Source organism: Martinezella lusitana (assembly GCF_900094565.1).
Taxonomy (GTDB): Bacteria; Pseudomonadota; Alphaproteobacteria; order Rhizobiales; family Rhizobiaceae; genus Rhizobium; species Rhizobium lusitanum.
On sequence record NZ_FMAF01000021.1, the window covers coordinates 1 to 21,313 of the forward strand.

The following is a 21,313-nucleotide window of genomic DNA, read 5'->3' on the forward strand; positions in this document are numbered from 1 at the left end:
GACCAAAGCCTCGAACAGGTGACGCCAGACGCCCCGCGCTGACCATCGATGAAACCGGTTGTAGATCGTCGTCGCCGGGCCGTAGCAGGGCGGGCAGTCCTGCCAGCGGCAGCCGGATTTCAACACATGAATGATACCACTGATCACGCGGCGGTCGTCGGTACGATGTGCTCCAGGCTGATTGGTTGGAAGCAGCGGTTCAATCGCTGCCCATTGCTGATCATCAAGCCAGAATTCTCCTGCCATGAGCCAATCTCCTTCAAATATCCAGATTGAATCATACAGTTCAAGCAAAATCAAATGCATGATTGGGTTTGGAACCTAAGGCACACTAGCACATCCGCTTTCGATCGACATCATACTTTATTGCCGTAGCAGGATCTTAAGCCAATCGCTACTGGTTCGCCTACTGGCAGAAAGCCGACCCCAAAGATATTTGATCGTACTGGGTCTACTTGCCGGGATATTGAACGTCTTGCTCCTTGCTTCCAACAGTTGTTGCTGCGCTGGACTGCAGATCAGCCATCTGCATCGCAGCCGACAGAAGTTCCTCTCGACCACGGAGACCACTGTTATAAAGCCTGGCAACCGCCATCGTCAGCTTGCCGACAGCGACTGGATCTTTCGAGATACCCCTCGCACTGGAAACCTCCCTTACGACGCCTGCGCAAAGCCGAGCATCCTCCCGCGACAACAGTTGCGTTGAATTCATCTTCCCCTCCGAAAGTGGCCCGCCCCTTGATGGGGCGGGCTAAGCGTATCACTCTTAGAAGTCCATTCCGGCACCGGCGGGGATCGCCGGAGCGGCTTCCTTCTTCGGTTTTTCGGCGATCATAGCTTCCGTTGTTACGAGGAGGCCGGCGACAGATGCCGCGTCCTGAAGCGCCGTGCGCACGACCTTGGCAGGATCGATGACGCCCTGGGCGTAGAGATCGCCGTATTGACCCGTCTGGGCGTTCCAGCCGTAGGAGAATTCCGTCTTCTCGCGCAGCTTGCCGACGATCACTGAGCCTTCGGCGCCAGCGTTTTCGGCAATCTGGCGCACCGGGGCTTCGATTGCGCGGCGAACGATCTCGACGCCGACACGCTGGTCCTGATTGGCCGCACTAAGATTGTCGAGCGCCTTGACGGCCCGCAGCAGCGCCACGCCGCCGCCGGGTAGGATACCTTCCTCAACCGCCGCGCGGGTGGCATGCAACGCGTCGTCGACGCGGTCCTTCTTTTCCTTCACCTCGACTTCCGTCGAGCCACCGACACGGATGACGGCGACGCCGCCAGCGAGCTTGGCAAGGCGTTCCTGCAGTTTCTCGCGGTCGTAGTCGGAGGTGGTTTCCTCGATCTGCGCGCGGATCTGCGCAACGCGGCCGTCGATCTCGGCCTTGGAGCCGACGCCATCGATGATCGTCGTGTTCTCCTTCTCGATCGCTACCTTTTTGGCTCGGCCAAGCATGGTCAGCGTCACGTTCTCCAGTTTGATACCAAGATCTTCGGAGATGACAGTGCCGCCCGTGAGGATGGCGATGTCTTCAAGCATGGCCTTGCGGCGATCGCCGAAGCCAGGAGCCTTGACGGCAGCGATCTTCAGGCCGCCACGCAGCTTGTTGACGACGAGCGTTGCAAGAGCTTCGCCTTCGACGTCTTCAGCGATGATGAGGAGCGGCTTGCCGGACTGGACCACGGCCTCGAGCACCGGCAGCATGGACTGGAGGTTCGAGAGCTTCTTCTCATGGATCAGGATGTAGGGATCCTCAAACTCGACCCGCATCCTGTCCTGGTTGGTGACGAAGTAGGGTGACAGATAGCCACGGTCGAACTGCATGCCTTCGACGACTTCGAGTTCGGTTTCGGCAGTCTTGGCCTCCTCCACGGTGATGACGCCCTCGTTGCCGACCTTTTCCATCGCTTCCGCGAGATAGCGGCCGATTTCCTCGTCGCCATTGGCCGAGATGGTGCCGACCTGGGCAATCTCGGAATTGTTGGAAATCTTGCGGGCGTTGGTCTTCAATTCCTTGACGACTGCGTCGACAGCCAAATCGATGCCGCGTTTCAGGTCCATCGGGTTCATGCCCGACGCCACCGCCTTGGCACCTTCGCGAACGATGGCCTGGGCAAGAACTGTTGCCGTCGTGGTGCCGTCGCCGGCAATGTCGTTGGTCTTTGACGCGACTTCGCGCAGCATCTGTGCGCCCATGTTCTCGAACTTGTCTTCGAGCTCGATTTCCTTGGCGACAGTGACGCCGTCCTTGGTAATGCGCGGTGCGCCGAAGGACTTGTCGATAACCACGTTTCGGCCTTTGGGACCGAGCGTCACCTTGACGGCGTTGGCGAGTACATCGACCCCCCGCAGCATGCGGTCACGGGCATCGGTGTTGAATTTTACGTCTTTCGCAGCCATTCTGTTCACTCCTTTAATAGGCAGCAAGTTCGACTGGTGATTGGAAGCGCCTCAAGCGGCCTGCTTCTGCGTTGCCTGGGCCTCGATGACGCCCATGACATCGCTTTCTTTCATGATCAGAAGGTCTTCGCCATTGATCTTGATCTCTGTGCCCGACCATTTGCCGAACAAGATGCGATCGCCGGCCTTGACGTCGAGTGCCTGCAGCTGGCCGGCATCATTGCGCGCACCGGGGCCGACAGCGATGACCTCGCCTTCCTGCGGTTTTTCCTTGACGGTATCGGGAATGATGATGCCGCCTTTGGTTTTCTCTTCGGATTCAACCCGGCGGACAAGGATGCGATCATGAAGCGGTCGGAACGACATGGTTTTCCTCCAATGGACAAACAATGATGACGTTGTTCCCCGGCCGGACCGGATGACCAGTCCGGGCGGGCGCAAAACCTCGATCGAGCGTCTTGCGCGAAATGATCTGGTTTGTTGGATTTTCGATTTCAAGAGGTCAAAACAAAAAAATTAGCACTCTTCAGGAATGGCTGCTAACACACTGGAAAGGAACAACAACCTGGCCTGGAGCATTCAAAAAATCGTTGATGGCTGCAAAAATTTACGCCACCTTCAGACTGTTACGAAACGGAGATGAAGCATGCGATTTTCATCGGATCTGGAGCGTCAGCTCACCGGCTATGGCCTTACCACCGCGCATATCCTCTACCGCATTCCCGATTTCGAATCCGTCCTTCAGACTTATGTCTGGCAGGACTACGATCTGGCTCCCGATTTCCCTGAGATGCAGAAGTTCCTCAACTACTGGCAGGCCAACCTTGACGGGCCGCTGCATTCAGTGCGCTACACCCATCAGCTTCTGATCGGACCCAGCGAATGGCGCCGCGTTGAAGGCGAGTTCAAGCTGCATTGAGGCTCGAGGGTCTCCATCCAAATCCGGACGTTATGGAGGCCCAAAGAGCTCAGTCGCCAAGGAATATACAAGCAAGAAAAATTTTCAGTCGAGGCTCTTGAACTCAAAAATCCGAAAAACCAAATCGATTGCCGCCAGCCGCTGAGAAAAGGGTTGGTCATGCTGGGAGCGCTGTCTTTCGGCGCTTCCGTATCCATGTTGCTTCAAGGAGGATATGGCTATGGCAACGACTTACAACTATGCACCCCTGTTCCGCTCGAGCGTCGGCTTCGATCGGGTCTTCGATCTTCTGGAAAATGCCCAACGCGGTCGTTCGATCAGCGATTGGCCACCCTATGACATCATCAAGACCGGAGACGACAGTTACCGAATTACGATCGCGGTGGCGGGCTTTGCTCAAGACGATCTGGACATCACCTTCCAGTCCAACCTTCTAACGGTGACGGGCAAGAAGGAGGAGACCCCTGGTGAGGGCTACCTGCATCGCGGCATTGACGGCCGGCCGTTTGAACACCGGTTTGAGCTTGCCGACCATGTTAGCGTGAGCGGAGCCGATCTGAAGAACGGTCTGCTTTCGATCAACCTTGTTCGCGAGATCCCGGAGGCACTCAAGCCGCGGAGAATCTCCATTGAAGGCGCGCCCGCTTCGACATCGACTGCACCCGCACAGATCGATGCGCAGAAGGCAGCTTAATCCGCGCTCTGTTGAGCAAGGGCGCCGTGATGACGGCGCCCATCAACATCTGGGTTGGGAAGGAGAGCAAGATGAAACCCGATATGTTCCAAGAGCCCGTTTCTATTCTTGTCGGCCTCGGCTTTCCGGCCGAGATTCGTTCGGTGACGGAAGCTTATCGACATCTCATGGAATGGCCGGTGTCTTCTAGGGACCCCGCGCATTCAATCGCGCTCAAGGCCTGCGACGCGGCACTACGAGGTGAAATTGAAGCTGAGACCGTGCGGGGCCTATTTGCCGCTTTCGCCGAGAAACACGATCTCCTAGCGCCGGACGGTGGTGTCATCGTCGCGTCCCGGCTGCGGCGGGACAGAGATCCGCACGTGCGTTGAGAGGCGTCGATGACGGAGAATATCTTGAAACAAGCCGTCAGCGATGCCTGGCGATTGGTCTGGCTGTTCTGATGTCGCGAAACGTCAAGTTTCGGCGCCCAATTGATGTGGTGATGACAGTCCACGCTTCCGGAGATGACAATCGGACGAACTTGACGGACTGAGCGTTGGATATCAATGGGTCGATTTGAAGATGGTTTCCCAACTGGGAGCGCTTAAGCCGGTTCGATCCACGAGGTGCGTTTGCCCGTAGGCAACTCGGTCAGCGCGTTGGCAGGTGACGAACGATAGTCTCGATCCCGCGACCTGTTTCGTCGACTTGGCAACTGCCATAGCACCTCGACCGACGCGCAAAATTTCCACGTCGTGAACGCTCACCGGGAAACGGATAACCGCGAAGTTGGGGCAAACTTTCAACGCCGATTAATTTCGCGCCGGTTGCTGTCTTTCGCGCGAGATTAATTGTAGCGAGCTTCAATAACGCCGCCGAGTCCGGTAATCGGAAAGCTTTCAGAAGGTCTATCGACCGAAGTAACGAAGCTAGGCCGGTGGATTGCGGTTTGCTCCGTCGACGCGACAAGCTCTATCGGGCGAGCGATCCCGCGCGGTTCTTGATCGGCGCCTGTTTCGGCATGGTTGCTGCTAGTGATGTTCGAGCGCGAATTGCCGGCAATGTTCGAGATAGGCTTTGTCATGGATCGACAAGAGCTCGGTTACGCACGTCCAGAGCCACGACGGTGCGTCCGGCTTCCTCTTGCGCCCGCTGGTAAGTTCGCCGATCCACGAACGCCAGTCGTGCTCGCCCATCTGCCGGCCGTGAGCAAGGCCCACGACCCCGCCGAGATAGTGGGCGATTTCGCAGAGTTCCTTTGCGCCAAGACGTCCGAGGTCGATTTTCATATCCTGGGGCGCGATCTCGCGAACGAACACAGCCTTATCCATCACCCTTGCCGCAACCATGCGATTGCCGAGATTGGGCGACAGAGCCTTTGCTCCCGCAACGACCCTTTCGGCATCGTCGCGCGGCATTCCGGATCCGGCCGCCGAAGGGGCGGCGGCAGCCACTGCCTCCTTAATATCAAGCAACGAAACCGGCCGGTGCTTGCCATCACCAACCAAAACAGCGCATCGCAGATGGCCGAGCGAACTGCAGCCCTTGACCCAGTAAGCTGCGTCAAGCACGGTCGGATTGCACGATTTTTGCAGTTTTTCCGGCTCAAGGACGATTTCCCCCAGTTTCCTCTGCCGGCAAAGCGCAAGAACCGCGGCGCGTTCGGATCTGTGCAGCGGCCAAAGGCGTTTGTTACGGGGAAGCAAGGGGTGTTTTGTCTGAAAATTCTCCATTGCGAGATCTCGCCAGCGCCTACGCAATGAATGTCTGACAAGCTTTCTGATGTCCTTCGGTTGGCGCAGGTGCGGTGTGTGCGCCTGACTTTTCCCTGATGCGGATTCGTATCCACCAATCAGGGCATCCAGCATTCTCGCAGTGGTCACACCAGGAAGGTCAGAATCCCGGGCGGCGGAGGCGAGGGAAAGCCCCAGCCTTATGAGATCGTGAGCGGGATTGCCAATGACAGCCTGATCAAAATCCCTGATCTGAACGGCAACGTCGCCGTTACGATCCGCCAATGCCCCGAGATTGCCCAGGTGACAATCACCACAGATCCACACGGCGGGTCCGTCAGGGACTGAGAGAGAGTGTCGGGCGAGCCAGTTGTAAAACAGTCTGGTGGTCCCCCTGATGTAGGCTTCCGGGGACCGTGCCATCTTGAGGTTTCGTCGGGCGATCAGAAGAGAATCGCGGTCCTTAGCGCTCATCCGTTAGCCCTCGCGTCCCACATCGTAAGGCGCGGCGGGCATCCTAATAGGCGGTGATTCAAAATGAGTGTACGCTGCATGGCCATCCTCGCGAACGCTTGGAATAATTATCACAACGCCGCCTCGTCGAAACAGTTCCGCAGGCCGACCGGCTTTGCCTCTGAACCCACTTCAGGGATCGACCGGCTGGGCGTTGCCTTTCGCTGACGCCGTAGGACATTGAAACTCGCTTGTGAGCGTAGGCACGGAACAAACTTCGTTCGCTTCGGTTACCCCTCCTCAGGAAACAAGGAGGATCACCAATGGATCATACAAATCATGTTCGCCTCGCCACGACTGAACTGACGCCTGCCATGCTTGAAGGCGCGACCGTTTACGGCGCGGACGACCACAAAATAGGCACGCTGGATCACATCCACGGCTCCGGCGTAAGCGGCACCGCCGTCATCGACGTAGGCGGCTTCCTCGGCATCGGAGCAAAGCCCGTAGGCGTTGCGCTGACCGATCTGGAATTCATGCGCGACGAGGATGGCGATGTCCATGCCGTCACAAACTGGACAAAGGATCAGCTCAAGGAAATGCCCGAGCACAAAGACTAGCGGTTCTAAGCTCACGAACACCAAAGCCCGGCCATCGCGCCGGGCTTTTCCATATCTCGGCGGCCTTGTAGAGCTCCGCGATCCGTAGGCAACTCCTGGGCGAAACAATTGAACAACCTCATCCAGTCGCAACTACCGCTGATCGCGGTGATCGAAGCCGCGATCAGTCCGTATTGCGTGGCGAGCGCGGTGAGCGGAGAAGGCTTCTTCGTTAACATCGAGCACGACGACGTCGGTCTTTTGGCCGTTTGCTTCATTGATTTCCTGGAAATTCCTCGCGGGGGAGGCTCATCGTTCGCAATGAATGATCAGGCCTCCGGTCCCCTCCGAATGGCGATCCTTGGCGTCAAAGGATCGGTCTACCGCCGGTAACCGCGATCATGGCAACAGAGACATAGCTGGATAGAGGATCGGCCAACATCACCTACGCCGTCGCTGAACCGCCGAAGAGTTCCGGTCCGATAACAGATCGCAGGACCCAGCAGCCACCACTTAGGCCAGATGGCGGCCATCTTCATCTTCAAACTACTACCAGGCGATTTCATGGAACGACGCCCCGCGGCTCTCTGGGTTACAGGAAGGGATATTCCTGTGTGGAACAACGTTGGCACCAAGTGTCGTGGATCGATTTAGACGTTGAAGCTCGGCATTATGTCACGCATCGTTAGCGCATTTTCGCAGGCCGCTCCCGACGCAGTGTTGTCGAAAACGCACCAGCTGTCGGCGGCAAGCAACCTCGCAAAGGAAAGGATCTCCTGGTCGTTGTAGCTCGAATAGTAGATTTTTGGTTTGCCGTGCAGACGAACATAACGAGGCGGATGCAGAAAATCCGTAGTCCGCCAGACAGGAGCGGGATCTGCCAGTACCCGGTCAAGCGAATATCGGTCAATCAGAGCCCTTGCTTGGGCCGCCGCCCAACTTTCGTGTCGAACCTCAAGAACGATTGGGCCGGGATGCGCACTTCGCATCGTCTCGAAGGCGCGCTCGGCATCATACGGATCGAACATTAAAGTCGGTGGCAGCTGGCAAAGCAAAGGCCCGAGTTTCTCGCCCAGCGGCAAGATCTTCTGGAGAAAGATTTCGAATGCTCCGCCGATGTCTTTCAGCTTGCGAACATGGGTGATCTCTTTCGGAATCTTGATCGCAAACCGAAAATCTTTCGGAACTGAATCAGCCCATCGACTGAAGGTGGCTGCTTTATGCTGCCTATAAAACGTCGAATTTATTTCGACGCCCTTAAACACCGCCGCGTATCGGCTAAGTCCACTTCCTTCTTCGGGAAAGCGGTCGGCGACTGCTTTTGGAATTGACCAGGCGGCTGTGGCAATGATCGACAAGTTCCAGTTCCTATCGATGGGCGGAAGCGCTTGAAGAAATTGCGTGATGCCTGTCAGTAACCGAGAAGCCGGGGCCGTTGTTCCAACTGTCCATCGCCGGCAGGCGGGCCTGAACACGGCGATACACCGCTCGGGCGACCTGGGCAGCCCGCGGACTCGCATCGATCTAATGCGACTGGCCGACAACAGCGCCAGCCTCTCGAGAGGGCAGATTTACGGAGCCGCCGGCCTGAAGCGGCCGACCCTAATCCGACGCCGTTTATGGCAAACGACCATTCAGCAGATGAAGCGCCCCGGTCCTTACCGTCGGCAGTTGGGCAAAACCGTACGAGGCTCGAGATCGATGACCCGCCATGACTTCAAGAAGGAAATTGGCCCCGCACTCCCGTGATTACAATACGTCGCTCGAGCAACATCGCCCCGACCAAGTGTTGGCTCAGTGCCGCGTTTTTGTGACGCTTCCAGATAGCCACGTTTAAGCGGCTCCGGGAATTTCCTCTGTCACAACTTCGAAACGCGACAGGGTTGCAGGGCCGAAGGCAGTTGTGAGCGCAACATCGGTGGCGTCCCGGCCGGTCGCCACCAAAATGCGGCCAATGCGCGCCTTGTTGTGCCTGGCATCGACGGTATGCCAATGGCCTCCGAGATAGACTTCGAACCAGGCGCTGAAATCCATCGGGTTAGGATCCCTGGGGACGCCGATGTCGCCTAGATAGCCTGTGCAGTACCGCGCCGGGATGTTCATACAGCGGCAAAGCGTGATGGCGAGATGTGCGAAGTCGCGGCACACGCCGACGCGGTCATTGTATCCGCCAAACGCCGTCCGGAGGGGATTCGCCTTCTGATAGTCGAACGTGATGTGATTGTGTACGAAATCAAGGATTGCCTTCACTCGTGGCCACCCGAGGGGCGTGGACGAGAACTGCTTCCAGGCGAAGTCCGTCAGTTGGTCGGTATCGCAATAGCGGCTACCCAGCAGATAGACAAGCACCTCGTCCGGCAGATCCTTGATATCGTGCTGAAATGCATGTTGCGGCACCGGATCTGGAAGACCTCCGTCATAGATCTCGAACTCTGTTGAGATCGTGGTTATTCCGGGCGGTGCGACGATTCGGCTGCAAGCATTACCGAAGCCGTCAATGTAGGACCAAGCCTCGATTGGCCGATCGAAAATCACGACCTGTTCCGTAAGAAGATCCATGCGGCGGGAGGGGTGAATGTTGAGGACCAACAACATGGGGGTGGCCTGCTGGCATTCATAAGCGAGGTGAAAGCCCGCGCGTATCTTCATCGTTGTGTCCTTCGTAAGAGATATCCGCCAGAAACGATCATTCAGCGGCAACGCGCGGGCAACGAAGGTGTTCCGCCCACTCGTGGAGTCCTAATGCTGCGATCATCGGTCGTGACTTTCACCTGTAGAGACATGTCGGCAAAATCGTATGGACTTCCGTCGCAGCTTAATTCCCCACCAAACAGGTCTTGTCGCTCGTCCTAGCTTCAAGGATCCGGGAGCCGGCTCGGATCTCAGTTGAGGGCATACGCCGAAACAAAGAGAGAACATAGTCAAACTTCGCGGCGGTATCAGCAAGTCCAACTATATGACTCCTACACACCGGGAAACTACTAGCCCGCCGGGGCGTTTTGATTCTGTAAGATTAATAAGCAGGAGAAAGGCAATGGCGGACGACAGCAGCACGACGATATGGGCGACATTTGACACCCGCGAGGCGGCCGAGCTTGCTGTCGAACATCTGGTTCAGCTGCGCGGCATCTCAAGGCCGGACCTTTTCATCCAATCTGCCACGACCGAAAATACCGCAGGCTCGGCACCGTCCGGTAGTGACGCATCTCACGATGGAGAAGCGCACACCGACGCCGCGCTCGAAGGTGAGATCGTGGTTTCCGCCGACGTCGCCGCCGATCAGATCGCCGTCGTTCAACGCAATCACGGTGATGGTGGTGCGATCCGTGTATTGGGTCGCTAGGTCGCCAATGGAAGCCGGCAGGAAAGCCGGATCCCTTCTTTTGCCAGAATTGGAGGAGCTTGGAGTTTATGACCGACAATCTTTCGACGTACCGTGCAAAGCGCGATTTCAAGAAGACCGGCGAACCGAGTGGCGAAGCTCAAGTCAAGCCGTCGAACCGCCGGCGATTCGTGATCCAGAAGCACGATGCTACCAGTCTCCACTATGACCTTCGGCTTGAACTCGACGGCGTCTTCAAATCCTGGGCCGTGACGAAGGGGCCTTCGCTCGATCCGCACGACAAGCGGCTGGCCGTGGAGGTCGAAGATCATCCGCTGGACTACGGCGACTTCGAAGGCACGATCCCGAAAGGGCAATATGGCGGCGGTACGGTCATGTTGTGGGACCGCGGCTATTGGGAACCGGAGGGCAGCAAGTCGCCAGAAGAGGCTCTGAGGAAGGGCGACTTCAAATTCACCCTGGAAGGCAAGCGCCTCCATGGGAGTTTTGTCCTCGTTCGCATGCGGCATGACCGGGACGGCGGCAAACGGACCAACTGGCTGTTGATCAAGCATCGTGACGACTTTTCGGTCGAGGAGAACGGCGCCGCTGTCCTTGAAGAAAACGCTACGTCGGTGGCGTCCGCCAGGACGATGGAGGCAATCGCATCTGGAAAAGGCAGGAAGCCGAAGCCATTCATGCTGCAGAATGGCGAGGTCGAGGCGGATGCAGTATGGGACAGCAGTCACGGTCTTGCCGCCGAGGGACGCCACACAAGGACCAAGACCGCGAAAAAGCCGGCCGCCGCCGAGCGGATGAAATCCGCCATGCCGGATTTCATCCCGCCGCAACTGTGCGAAACCCTGGCTCGCCCGCCATCAGCCGACGGTTGGATCCATGAGATCAAGTTCGACGGCTATCGCATTCAGATGCGAATTGAGGATGGTGAGGTGACGTTGAAAACCCGCAAAGGCCTGGATTGGACAGGCAAGTACCCGGCCATTGCCAGGTCGGCTTCCGCTCTTCCAGATGCCATTATTGATGGAGAAATCTGCGCACTCGACGAAAACGGCGCCCCGGATTTCGCCGCTCTGCAAGCCGCGCTGTCGGAAGGAAAGACCGACGCTCTGGTCTACTTCGCGTTCGACCTCCTTTTCGTCGGGGACGAAGACGTGCGCGAGCTCCCGCTCACCGAACGAAAGGAACGGCTTGCGGCGCTCTTGTCGGGCGCCGGCGAAGATCCGCGTCTGCGCTTCGTCGAGCATTTCGAAACCGGTGGCGATGCCGTTCTCAGATCTGCCTGTCGTTTGTCGCTGGAAGGGATTGTCTCCAAGCGGGGCGATGTGCCGTACCAATCGGGCCGCACGGAGACCTGGGCGAAGTCGAAATGCCGGGCAGGGCACGAAGTCGTCATCGGCGCCTACGCAAAAACCAATGGCAAGTTCCGATCGTTGCTCGTCGGCGTCAATCGCGGCGACCACTTCGTCTATGTCGGGCGCGTCGGCACGGGCTATGGCGCCAAGACCGTCGAGACGTTGCTCCCCAAACTGCGGGAGATGGAAACATCTAAATCGCCGTTCACGGGGATAGGCGCGCCGAAGAAAACTTCCGATATCGTTTGGCTGAAACCAGAACTCGTTGCCGAGATCGAGTTTGCTGGCTGGACGGCCGATGGCCAGGTGCGTCAGGCGGCCTTCAAGGGCTTGCGGGAAGATAAGCCGGCCGCAGAGGTCGAGGCCGAGAAGCCGGCCTCACCCGCCAAAACCGAGGTGCCCGACCCCGAGACGTCGAAACCTGCGCCAAAGCCCTTTCGCAAGGGCGGGAAGGTGGAGGTGATGGGCGTGATGATTTCCAGTCCGGACAAGCCGCTATGGCCGGGTGCCGGTGATGGGGAGCCGGTGACCAAGGTTGATCTGGCGCGCTATTATGAAGCCGTCGGCTCCTGGTTGATCGACCACATCAAGGGGCGACCTTGTTCCATTATCCGCATACCCGACGGCACTGGGGGAGAACAGTTCTTTCAGCGACACGCCATGCCGGGAACATCGAACCTGCTGGAACTGGTTACGGTTCTTGGCGACAAGAAACCATACCTACAGATCGATCGGGTCGAAGGTCTTGCTGCGATCGCCCAGATCGGCGGTGTCGAGCTACACCCGTGGAACTGTGAGCCTGGTCAGCCGGAGGTGCCCGGCCGTCTGGTGTTCGACCTCGATCCCGGTCCCGATGTCAAATTCTCCACCATCGTCGAAGCTGCCCGCGAAATTCGCGACCGGCTGGACAACCTCGGGCTCGTCAGCTTCTGCAAGACGACGGGTGGCAAGGGACTGCACGTGGTGACGCCGCTTGCCGTGCCGAAAGGCAAGAAACTCAGCTGGGACATAGCGAAGGGCTTCGCCCATGACGTCTGCGAGCAGATGGCACGTGACAATCCGGGTCTCTACCTGATCAAGATGGCCAAGAACCAGCGTGAAGGGCGCATCTTCCTCGACTACCTGCGCAACGATCGTATGGCGACGGCTGTCGCACCTTTGTCTCCACGGGCGCGGCCGGGCGCCACGGTGTCGATGCCGCTGACATGGACCCAGGTCAAAGCGGACCTTGATCCAAAGAGATTTACGGTTCGCACAGTTCCTGGGCTGCTTGCGACAAGCTCGGCATGGCAGGATTATTGCGACGGTCAACGGCCGCTTGAACAGGCTATCAAGCGCCTCGGGAAGTCCAGACAGGTAGCTTGAGCGTTCGTGGCGGCCTGGCTACTGAACAGGATTTCGAATTCGTGCGGCAAGGCACCATGGAAAAGGAACAGAACGAAGCCACCTCAACTGAGCCGCGCGTTGGCGCAACGACAGACTTGCCTCACGATCGGATTACCGTGCAGCGCTTTCGTGAGTCTTTCCCGCGTGCACGCTGGAGTGACACCTTAAATGCCTGGTTTGTGCCCGGCCGGACCGCCGAGAGGCGAATTGGACGCTGGCGCGCCGAGATGGAAGCGGAGGCGGACGCTTTTGCCGACGAAAAGGGCAGGGATGCTTTCGCATTCGATCCAATCGAAAGCCGCTATCTCGAAGCGACGCCTTCGGCCTTTCAAATCAGGACACCCTACTCGCGCACTGTCGTGAACGAAAAACGTGAAATCCCGTTCGCGCGCTGGGACGCGGATCGCCGGCTGCGGACTGTCCCTTACCCGTCCGGAGCTTGCAGGATCGTTCTTAACGCGAAATAGGAACTCGCTCCAAGCGCTTGTCGTGGCCGATCAGTACAAGAACAATCCCACCGACGAGTGGGCCGGCAGCCAGAGCAAGCAGTGCAATGCTTGTATTGCCATTGCACGGCACCCTGTCTTAGGAGCTGAAGAAACCGCTTCGCAGTGCGCTAGACCATCTTGACGCCGCGGTCATCATCTCGAATCCGGCAGCCTGCGCTATAGGTGCCAAGATTACATGCAGAATGGTCAATCGTTTGGGAATTCGTCATCCCTTGGTCGCGCCGGCCGTCAAGCCCCCAGACGAAGAGTTTCTGGAAGTAGAAAAAGAGAAAGGCGATCGGGACGGTCATGACAACCGATGCTGCCATGACCGCGCCCCAATCAGTGTTGAATTCGGTGGAGACTGATACCGCGAACGATCTCCTCGGACTCGGCGCGCTGATCCAGGTCTGCGCCAGCCTGCCGAACAATTTCATCGCCTTCGAATACACGACCGGCGATCCCGATTGGTGGTACGACATCGTGGAGGGCCTGCCCCAGACGATCGTGAGGAGCGGCCTCGTCGATATCATCGAGCGGCCGGGCATGGGCGTCGATCTCGTGCCGGAGAAGGCGAAACGCTATCTTGCGGAAGACGATCGCGATTTCTTCGACTGACGCGAATGTCTTGGCGGCAGTGGCTCGTCAAACTGCGCAATCGGGAAATGAGGCTGAAATCCGATTGACATTGCTGTTTTACGATTCCTATAGTTGGTCCGTTATGAACTAGAGGAAGTTCATATAAAAACTGGTTGGCGGCGTTTCAGAGGAGTGAAGCGCTTGCAGCCAAAGGAGGAGGCTCATGGGAATCCGATGGAGCCGCGTCACCCCGCATTTGGCCGTTGCGCCTGCGGCCCTGCTGACGCTTGTCTTTTTCATTGGGGCAATCGGCTGGACCGTCTATCTATCATTCACGGCCAGCCGCCGCTTTCCGGACTATGAACTGATCGGCTTGAAACAATATTGGCGGCTGTTTCATGATTCATCATGGCTGCTGTCCCTGCAAAATCTGGTGATCTTCGCCCTTGGCAGCCTGCTGTCGATCGTCGTCGGCTTCATCCTTGCGGCGCTGATCGATAAGGAGGTGCACGGCGAGGGCTTATTCAGAACCATCTTCCTTTACCCCTTGGCGGTTTCGCTGATCGTGACCGGCCTCGTGTGGCGATGGCTGTTCAATCCCAGCCTCGGTATCGAGAACGTTCTTCATTCGCTTGGCTGGCAAAGCGCATCCTTCAACTGGCTCGCAAGCCAGGACACGGTCATGTTCGGCGTCATCCTTGCCGCCGTCTGGCAATCGACCGGCTTCTTCATGGCGCTGATGCTGTCCGGACTGAAATCGATCAACACCGAGATCTGGCAGGCCGCGCGTCTAGACGGCGTGCCCTTCTGGCGCCTCTACATCGAGGTGATCATTCCGATGATGAAGCTCACCTTCCTGACCTGCATCATCTTGCTCTGCATCGGCGTGGTGAAGGCCTATGACATCATCGTCGCCATGACCAACGCCGGCCCGGGCGGCGCGTCCGTCATGCCTGCCTATTTTGTCATCGACGCCTACTGGCAGAAGCAGAACCTCGGTTTCGCCTCGGCGGGCGCGACCGTGATGCTGCTGACCACGCTTGTTCTTTTCCTGCCGCTCGTCATCGTCACGGCTATCAGGCAGAGGAATGCGACATGACGGCGATACCCCTGACATCGCAATCCGCTAACCAAGTGAAAGCCCGTCGGCGCCCGTTCATTCGGCCGCATCGCGTGGTGATCTTCGTCTTCCTGCTGATGGCCGCCGCCTTCTTCGCGGTGCCGCTCTACGTCATCGTGGTGACCTCGTTCAAGACGATGGACCAAATTCGGCTCGGGCAGATCTTCTCCCTACCCTCACCCTGGACGACCGATGCCTGGACCTACGCCTGGGCGCAAGCCTGCTCCGGCATGAACTGCAACGGTGTGCGGGTGGGTTTCGTCAATTCGCTCTATATTCTTGCGCCGAGCCTCGTGCTGACGATTTCGCTCTCGATCATCACCGGCTACGGGCTCGCGCTCTGGAACGTCAAATGGGCGAACGGCTTCCTGTTTGTGCTCTTCATCTGCGCCTTCGTGCCCTTCCAGATCATCATGTATCCGCTGATCAAGATTGCCGGGACGCTGCATATATACGGCACGACCTTCGGCATCGCGGTCATTCACAGCGTCCTGTCGCTGCCCTTCCTGACCCTGATCTTCCGCAACTACTTCCGAGGAATGCCGCCGCAGATCATCGCGGCGGCGATGATCGACTCAGGCTCGTTCTGGCGGATCTTCTTCGAAATCGTGCTGCCGATGTCCGGAAACATCATGATCGTCGTGTTGATTCTGATGATCACCGGCATCTGGAACGACTTCCTGGTCGGCCTGACCTTTGGCGCACAGGATACGCAGCCGATGACGGTCGTGCTCAACAACATCACGGTCACGACCACCGGCGCCAAGAATTATGCCGTCGACATGGCGTCGGCGCTGCTGACCGCGCTGCCGCCGCTCGTCATCTATTTCGTCCTCGGCAAATTCTTCGTGCAGGGCATCACGGCCGGCGCCATCAAGGGATAGAGGCATGCCATCCATCGCATTCAACAATATCGTCAAGAAATTCGGCGCGCTCACCGTTATCGAGAACCTCAATCTGAGCATCGGCGACGGTGATTTCCTCGTGCTCCTCGGCCCATCCGGCTGCGGAAAGACCACTCTCCTCAATCTGCTGGCCGGGCTACTGGAAATCGATGGCGGCGAGATCCTGATCGGCGAGCGCGACGTCAGCTATCTCGACCCCAAGGATCGCGGCCTCGCGATGGTGTTCCAGTCCTACGCGCTCTATCCGACCAAGACAGTGCGCGGGAATATGAACTTTGGGCTCTCGTCCCGCGGCATCACCAAGGCGGAAGCGGAGCAACGCATCGCCTGGGCGGCAAAGCTGCTGCAGATCGAGCATCTGCTCGACCGCAAGCCTTCCCAGCTCTCCGGCGGCCAGCGCCAGCGCGTTGCCATCGGCCGGGCGCTGGTCAAGCAATACGGCGTCTGCCTGTTCGACGAACCGCTCTCCAACCTCGACGCGAAGCTGCGCAACGAGATGCGGATCGAGATCAAAAAGCTGCACAACCAGCTGAACAACACCGTCGTCTACGTGACGCATGACCAGATCGAGGCCATGACCATGGCGACGAAGATCGCGGTCATGAACAAGGGCGTCATCCAGCAGTTCGGCACGCCCGATGAAATCTACAACGAGCCCGCCAACCTGTTCGTCGCCGACTTCGTCGGTTCTCCGGCAATGAACGTGCTCGACTGCACAGTTCGGAGAAACGGCAGCGGGCTGGTGGCCGTGGAGGACAAAGGCAGCGCCGAGATCAACCTCGGCCACTATAAATGGAAGGGACAGGCGGCGGAGGGCGGCGCGGTCAAGGTCGGATTCCGCGCAGAAGAACTTTTGACGGAAGAACGAGGTGATGCGGGCGCGACCATTCGCTTCGATTGCCCGGTCGAATATTTCGAAAAATCGGGCGCCGATGCCTTCGCTTTTCTGACCATGTCCGGAAAGAGCATCGCCGTCCGCGTCGATGGACGCGATGCGAATCGCTATCGCGGCAGACAGAGTCTGCCCGTCTATCTGCCGCTCGATAAGCTTAATGTCTTCGATGCGCCGACCGGCCGGCGGCTCTAGCCAGAATTCAAAAGGCCAGGTTTCAAAAGGGAGGAATGACGCATGAGGAAATGGAAATCTCTGGCGGGGGTAGCGCTGCTGCTTGCAGCCACCACACTTGCAGGCAATGCACGGGCGGACGATATCGTTGTTTATCACACATGGTCGAAACCTTCCGAAATCGCTGCACTCGGCGTGCTTCGTGATGCCTGGGCCAAGGACGGACACCAATGGAAGGATCTTTCGATCGCCCATGATTCCGGGGCCAATGTCAGCCTGATGAACATGATCACGGGCGGCAATCCACCAGCGATCTTCATGAATTCCGATCCAGGTATCTATCGCGATTTGAATAAGCAGAATCTCGGCATGCCGCTGACCAAGCTCTTCAACAGCATTGGAGCCACCAAAAACTTTCCGCCTTCGGTGCTGAACAACATTACTGTCGACGGTGAGATCATGAAAGCGCCGGCGACGGTACACATCGACGGCATGATCTATTACAACAAGCATGTCGCCGATGCGGTCGGCATCGATCCGAAATCCTGGAAGTCGCTCGATGACCTGTTCGCCGCCTTCGACAAGGTGAAGGCCGCGGGCTATATCCCAATCGCTCAAGGCGGCGATCAATTCCAGAAGGCATATCTGCTGCAGGCACTTATCGCGGCTGAGGAAGGCCCTGATATCTACAACCGCTTCTACGGCGAAAAGCCCGACAAGAGCGTGCTCGACACACCCGAAATGCGCGCCGCGCTGAAGCGATTTCGACAGATCGCCAATCACACAGATCCGGGATCGCCGAACCGTCAGTGGAACGATACGACCAATCTGGTCATCACCGGCAAGGCGCTGCTGCAGATCCACGGCGACTGGATGAAGGGCGAGTTCCTAGCGGCGAACAAGAAACTCGGCACTGATTTCGATTGCATGAACATTCCCGGTACCAGGGCCGTCGTCGTGACCGTCGATTCCTGGGGGTTTCTCAACACCGGCAATGCGGAAACTGCCAAGGCACAGGAAGACTTTGCCAAGCTTGATGTCGATCCAAAACTGAACGCGGAATTCGTCCTGAAGAAGGGCGCAAGTCCGGTTCGAACCGACGCCGACACGACCAATCTCGATGCCTGCAACAAGCTCGTACTCGATACGCTTAAGGATCCGAACAAGCAGGTATCGAACCCCTTCAACACGGCCGATGCGGATTGGTATCGGACGATCTGGGAAGAGGCCGACAAGTATTGGAGCGATCCGAAGCGCACTGACGACGACTTCATCCATGCCATGCAGGATGCCTACGACCACATCTTCTGAGCTAGCGTAAAAAAGCCAAGGCCGCCCGGCTAGGCGGCCTCGGGACCCATAGTAACGGTTAGAGGCCGGTCAAACGGTTTCCGCCCCGCAGCTTTTCAATTGCCTTCAGCTGGATGCAATGGGGCGCCATTTCCATGACCTCGATCTGCGTGCCGTCGGGATCTTCGATCCATCCGCCGCGATTGCCATCAATCCCGCGTTTGGTCTGGCGCGGCTGGCTCGGTTGAATGCCAGCTTCTGCAAGCTCCGCGAACGTCTTGTCGATATCGTCGACCGTGAGGCAGATATGGAAGATGCCAATCACATCCGGTCCGGTTTGCGGCCGTTTTACGCCCTTTGGGAAAAGTTCGAGATACTGGTCGTCATTGATCCTGAGATAGACGATCCACGCCTCTCCCTGATCATTCAGCAGGCGCGTCATTTCGCGAAAACCAAGCTTTTTGTAGAAGGAAAGCGACTTGTCGAGATCGCTCACGCGCAGGGCGATATGCCCGAGATGTCTGAACAGATCCATGGCTCAGGCCTGTCCATTGATGCGGCGGATGGCGGCCGTCTGCATGGCGTCGGCGCCGAGTTGCATCAGCTCGATCCGGTTGCCTTCGGGGTCGGCGATCCAGGCCTGGTAGTTATGATCGACGCCAAGCTTCTTTTCGGCCGTCAGGGTAACGCCGCGACCGGTAATTTCCGCGATAGCCGCATCGATATCATCGACTTCAAGGCAGAGATGGTTGTAGCCAACATTGGCAAACGGCGGCGCGCTGTCGCCGACGCCCTCGGGAAAGAGTTCGATGAACTGCGTATCGGTAATGCGCAGATAGACGATCCAGAGACGGTTATCACGCTCCAGCCTGAACATTTCATCGAAGCCGAGTTTGTTGACGTAGAAATCCATCGAACGTTCGATGTCCTTCACGCTCACGGCAACATGCCCGATCGCTTTCACATTTTTCATTTTTCTTCCTCCTCCTTGAAATCCTCCGGAAGCGCGGCTTTTCAAAGAGCGCCTTGCTCCAGGGCAGCATCAGGCAACGATAGAATAGCTTGAGTATTCGGTTGCCTTGTTTACATTTGAACCGGATGAAGTTCATTTGCGAATTTATCGAAACTTTCGCTCCAGAGTCAACCGAAGCGAGCTACAATTGCGCCAAAGGCATGCATTGCTTATTGAACGCAGAGCATCCCCTCATCAGGCCAACAGGGTTCCGAATGCACGAGATCAGTGAAGACGCCGCCCAGAAGTATCGCATCCCGGTCATCGAACAGATGGTAGAGGTCTTCGCGCTATTGGAGCGCACCCCCGAGGGTGCGACGATCCGTGATGTGGTCAAGGCGGTGAAGCTTTCGCGGACGACGGTCTATCGAATGTTAAACACACTGAGCGCTCACGACTTCGTCCATCGTTCTCCCACTGGCAGCTATACACTTGGCCGGCGGCTCCTGACACTTGCCGCCCACGTCGCTCCGTCTGTGGCAAGCTACGACTTGCTGGCGATTTCACAGCCGTATTTGAATAGAATTTCGGAGGTGACAGGAGAGGGCAGCAAGCTCACAGTTCCCTCAGGTGACAATGTTCTGGTGGTCGCCGCTGCCCAGGGCCGCGGTCAGTACGCGCTGACTGCGTCGGCAGGCCAGCGGCTTCCCTTCCATGCTGGGGCTGCCGGCAAGGTCCTGCTTGCTTTCGCAGCGCAGGAGGATATTGCTCGCCAACTGACAAAGCTCGAGAGTTTCACCAGCTTCACGATTTCCGACCCTCACCGGATGCTAAAAGAACTAGAGAACATTCGTGCCGCCGGATGGGCGCGGGATATGGGCGAGCAAATGTCCGGCGTTCATGCCATCGCCGCCCCGATCCGCGATTATCAAGAGAAGGTCGTCGCGGCGGTCAGCGTACCCTTCGTTGCTGGCGTCGATGAACGGCGAATTGAGGAAATCAGGCGCGTTGTGCTTTCGACAGCGGACGCAATCACGAGGGAGATCGCGCAGGCGAAACCAGCGGTCGTTTCGGTTGAGGCAGCCGCTGTCAACCCTAGCCTGCATCGCAAGACGGCGAAGAGGAATTAAAAGCGCTTCGGCGAGATCCGAGCCTCTCCTCTACCTGCCTGCGAATATCGTTGGCGAGTGGATGGAGCGCTTCAGCGGGTTACGAACCACAGGGCTGTAGCCCATCCGTTTTATGACCAGGCGCATCAGCGGCCGCGCTGGAGTGACATGAGGTGGTCGTCAAGCTGTCGCGCATGCGATATCACGTTATCTCGTCAACGACGAGAGAGGGTGTGGTTTTGTGAAATTAGGCCAGCGTGCCGATCACGGCCTTCCCATTAGACATTCAAACACGCTCCAATAGCATTGCTGCACGGACCAAATTTCAACATTTTGCATCTATGCGGCCCGGATCGAAAATAGCTTGATTGGTCCAGCATGCCGCATAAGCGCAACGCGTCCCCTCGGCGGGCTTGCGGCAGTCAGCCTTTCGAGCCTCACGGCGGAGTTCTAATTCGCTCATGGTTATGTGTCCGTCGGTAGAGAAGGTAGCATGACACTGCTGCTAATTACGGCAAATGACTAGGGTCCTATGGGAAAACGCGATGGCAAACGCTCTCTACACGCGACTGCAGGCCACGGCAAAGCGCCAGATTGAGATTTCTGGCCAAAGCGGTAGAGGGCGGCGAAGGTCCCGAAATGGCATACACTGCCAAGCTCGTGCCGACGACGTGCGAGCAGCGCTGTGTCGACGGCACCACGATCCTCGCCATGAGAGGCACATCTACAGTTCATCAGTCGGGTTCGCCATCGCGCCTCAGGTCGGTGACATCGTTTCAGCAGGCGGCGTGGACGACCACATCGTTGCCGACGCTGACAACTATGATGGCGTGACCAGTGCAATTTTCATCGTTCATAAAATATAAGTTGAAACATATGAGCGGAGTACTCCCTCTTGGATGGTTGTCGCGGCGTCTATTGTGGCGACAATCAATAAGAATGATCTAT

Annotated in this window: 23 protein-coding genes and 2 pseudogenes; 15 read left to right on the forward strand and 10 right to left on the reverse strand. The window is 57.6% G+C overall.

Features of this window, described 5'->3' with window-relative positions; all coding sequences use genetic code 11:
- The 4 genes from GA0061101_RS27900 to GA0061101_RS27915 all read right to left on the reverse strand — a co-directional run.
- On the reverse strand, window positions 1–246 hold a 246-nt coding region (locus tag GA0061101_RS27900; protein ID WP_141694126.1), incomplete at its 3' end, for a transposase.
- 205 nt (window positions 247–451) lie between these two features.
- On the reverse strand, window positions 452–712 hold the full coding sequence (locus tag GA0061101_RS27905; RefSeq protein ID WP_092576020.1) for a hypothetical protein: 261 nt from the start codon (window positions 710–712) through the stop codon (window positions 452–454).
- A gap of 54 nt (window positions 713–766) precedes the next feature.
- Window positions 767–2,395, reverse strand: a complete 1,629-nt coding sequence (gene groL, locus GA0061101_RS27910) for a chaperonin GroEL (RefSeq protein WP_092576024.1) — start codon at window positions 2,393–2,395, stop codon at window positions 767–769.
- Window positions 2,396–2,446: 51 nt separating this feature from the next.
- Window positions 2,447–2,761, reverse strand: a complete 315-nt coding sequence (locus GA0061101_RS27915) for a co-chaperone GroES (protein WP_092576027.1) — start codon at window positions 2,759–2,761, stop codon at window positions 2,447–2,449.
- Window positions 2,762–3,041: 280 nt separating this feature from the next.
- On the opposite strand from GA0061101_RS27915, the gene GA0061101_RS27920 reads away from it, so the two are divergent.
- The 3 genes from GA0061101_RS27920 (at window position 3,042) to GA0061101_RS27930 (ending at window position 4,379) form a co-directional block, all read left to right on the forward strand.
- The gene (locus GA0061101_RS27920; RefSeq protein WP_092576030.1) at window positions 3,042–3,314 is read left to right on the forward strand and encodes an usg protein; all 273 of its coding nucleotides are present in this window, start codon (window positions 3,042–3,044) and stop codon (window positions 3,312–3,314) included.
- A gap of 220 nt (window positions 3,315–3,534) precedes the next feature.
- Window positions 3,535–4,008 carry an Hsp20 family protein gene (locus tag GA0061101_RS27925; protein WP_092576033.1) on the forward strand — a complete coding sequence of 158 codons (474 nt, stop codon included), beginning with the start codon at window positions 3,535–3,537 and terminating at the stop codon, window positions 4,006–4,008.
- Window positions 4,009–4,079: 71 nt separating this feature from the next.
- A complete protein-coding gene (locus GA0061101_RS27930; RefSeq protein WP_092576224.1) occupies window positions 4,080–4,379 on the forward strand; it encodes a DUF982 domain-containing protein in 300 nt (99 codons plus the stop codon).
- A 642-nt stretch (window positions 4,380–5,021) separates the two neighbouring features.
- On the opposite strand, the gene GA0061101_RS27935 is transcribed toward GA0061101_RS27930, so the two are convergent.
- On the reverse strand, window positions 5,022–6,197 hold the full coding sequence (locus GA0061101_RS27935) for a DUF2252 family protein (protein WP_092576036.1): 1,176 nt from the start codon (window positions 6,195–6,197) through the stop codon (window positions 5,022–5,024).
- Between the two features lie 302 nt (window positions 6,198–6,499).
- Between GA0061101_RS27935 and GA0061101_RS27940 the strand changes: the two genes are divergently transcribed.
- The gene (locus GA0061101_RS27940; RefSeq protein WP_092576039.1) at window positions 6,500–6,796 is read left to right on the forward strand and encodes a PRC-barrel domain-containing protein; all 297 of its coding nucleotides are present in this window, start codon (window positions 6,500–6,502) and stop codon (window positions 6,794–6,796) included.
- 108 nt (window positions 6,797–6,904) lie between these two features.
- Entirely contained in the window at window positions 6,905–7,168 is a 264-nt protein-coding gene (locus GA0061101_RS27945; RefSeq protein ID WP_092576042.1) for a hypothetical protein, read from the forward strand.
- 257 nt (window positions 7,169–7,425) lie between these two features.
- On the opposite strand, the gene GA0061101_RS27950 is transcribed toward GA0061101_RS27945, so the two are convergent.
- Window positions 7,426–8,133, reverse strand: a complete 708-nt coding sequence (locus GA0061101_RS27950; protein ID WP_092576045.1) for a DUF72 domain-containing protein — start codon at window positions 8,131–8,133, stop codon at window positions 7,426–7,428.
- 475 nt (window positions 8,134–8,608) lie between these two features.
- Window positions 8,609–9,424 carry a transglutaminase-like domain-containing protein gene (locus tag GA0061101_RS27960; RefSeq protein ID WP_092576226.1) on the reverse strand — a complete coding sequence of 272 codons (816 nt, stop codon included), beginning with the start codon at window positions 9,422–9,424 and terminating at the stop codon, window positions 8,609–8,611.
- Between the two features lie 385 nt (window positions 9,425–9,809).
- On the opposite strand from GA0061101_RS27960, the gene GA0061101_RS27965 reads away from it, so the two are divergent.
- From GA0061101_RS27965 to GA0061101_RS27975, 3 genes and pseudogenes are all read left to right on the forward strand, one after another.
- Window positions 9,810–10,118 (forward strand): hypothetical protein, encoded by a 309-nt coding sequence (locus GA0061101_RS27965; protein WP_092576051.1) that lies wholly within the window; start codon window positions 9,810–9,812, stop codon window positions 10,116–10,118.
- A gap of 68 nt (window positions 10,119–10,186) precedes the next feature.
- The gene (ligD, locus tag GA0061101_RS27970) at window positions 10,187–12,835 is read left to right on the forward strand and encodes a DNA ligase D (RefSeq protein WP_092576054.1); all 2,649 of its coding nucleotides are present in this window, start codon (window positions 10,187–10,189) and stop codon (window positions 12,833–12,835) included.
- 56 nt (window positions 12,836–12,891) lie between these two features.
- Window positions 12,892–13,290, forward strand: a pseudogene (locus GA0061101_RS27975) (hypothetical protein); the annotation flags it as partial.
- A 182-nt stretch (window positions 13,291–13,472) separates the two neighbouring features.
- Here the strand turns inward: GA0061101_RS27975 and GA0061101_RS40340 are convergent.
- The gene (locus GA0061101_RS40340) at window positions 13,473–13,673 is read right to left on the reverse strand and encodes a hypothetical protein (RefSeq protein ID WP_245297587.1); all 201 of its coding nucleotides are present in this window, start codon (window positions 13,671–13,673) and stop codon (window positions 13,473–13,475) included.
- 40 nt (window positions 13,674–13,713) lie between these two features.
- On the opposite strand from GA0061101_RS40340, the pseudogene GA0061101_RS27980 reads away from it, so the two are divergent.
- The 5 genes and pseudogenes from GA0061101_RS27980 to GA0061101_RS28000 all read left to right on the forward strand — a co-directional run.
- Window positions 13,714–13,962, forward strand: a pseudogene (locus tag GA0061101_RS27980) (mandelate racemase/muconate lactonizing enzyme family protein); the annotation flags it as partial.
- A 184-nt stretch (window positions 13,963–14,146) separates the two neighbouring features.
- On the forward strand, window positions 14,147–15,022 hold the full coding sequence (locus tag GA0061101_RS27985) for a carbohydrate ABC transporter permease (protein WP_037190935.1): 876 nt from the start codon (window positions 14,147–14,149) through the stop codon (window positions 15,020–15,022).
- A complete protein-coding gene (locus GA0061101_RS27990; RefSeq protein WP_092576056.1) occupies window positions 15,019–15,927 on the forward strand; it encodes a carbohydrate ABC transporter permease in 909 nt (302 codons plus the stop codon). The genes GA0061101_RS27985 and GA0061101_RS27990 overlap by 4 nt, the downstream gene beginning before the upstream one ends.
- Before the next feature lie 4 nt (window positions 15,928–15,931).
- Window positions 15,932–17,035, forward strand: coding sequence for an ABC transporter ATP-binding protein (locus GA0061101_RS27995; protein ID WP_047555769.1), 1,104 nt, complete (start codon window positions 15,932–15,934; stop codon window positions 17,033–17,035).
- A 42-nt stretch (window positions 17,036–17,077) separates the two neighbouring features.
- Complete coding sequence (locus tag GA0061101_RS28000) at window positions 17,078–18,325, forward strand: ABC transporter substrate-binding protein (protein ID WP_047555771.1); 1,248 nt, start codon at window positions 17,078–17,080, stop codon at window positions 18,323–18,325.
- A 58-nt stretch (window positions 18,326–18,383) separates the two neighbouring features.
- Here GA0061101_RS28000 and GA0061101_RS28005 read toward each other — a convergent pair whose 3' ends face one another.
- Window positions 18,384–18,839, reverse strand: a complete 456-nt coding sequence (locus GA0061101_RS28005) for a VOC family protein (protein ID WP_092576059.1) — start codon at window positions 18,837–18,839, stop codon at window positions 18,384–18,386.
- Window positions 18,840–18,842: 3 nt separating this feature from the next.
- On the reverse strand, window positions 18,843–19,277 hold the full coding sequence (locus GA0061101_RS28010) for a VOC family protein (protein WP_037190926.1): 435 nt from the start codon (window positions 19,275–19,277) through the stop codon (window positions 18,843–18,845).
- An 89-nt stretch (window positions 19,278–19,366) separates the two neighbouring features.
- Between GA0061101_RS28010 and GA0061101_RS28015 the strand changes: the two genes are divergently transcribed.
- Both GA0061101_RS28015 and GA0061101_RS40930 read left to right on the forward strand, forming a co-directional pair.
- Window positions 19,367–20,386 (forward strand): IclR family transcriptional regulator, encoded by a 1,020-nt coding sequence (locus tag GA0061101_RS28015; protein WP_245297588.1) that lies wholly within the window; start codon window positions 19,367–19,369, stop codon window positions 20,384–20,386.
- Window positions 20,387–21,004: 618 nt separating this feature from the next.
- Window positions 21,005–21,199: a hypothetical protein gene (locus tag GA0061101_RS40930; RefSeq protein ID WP_342587929.1), complete on the forward strand. Its 195-nt coding sequence runs from the start codon at window positions 21,005–21,007 to the stop codon at window positions 21,197–21,199.
- Window positions 21,200–21,313 lie beyond the last annotated feature (114 nt).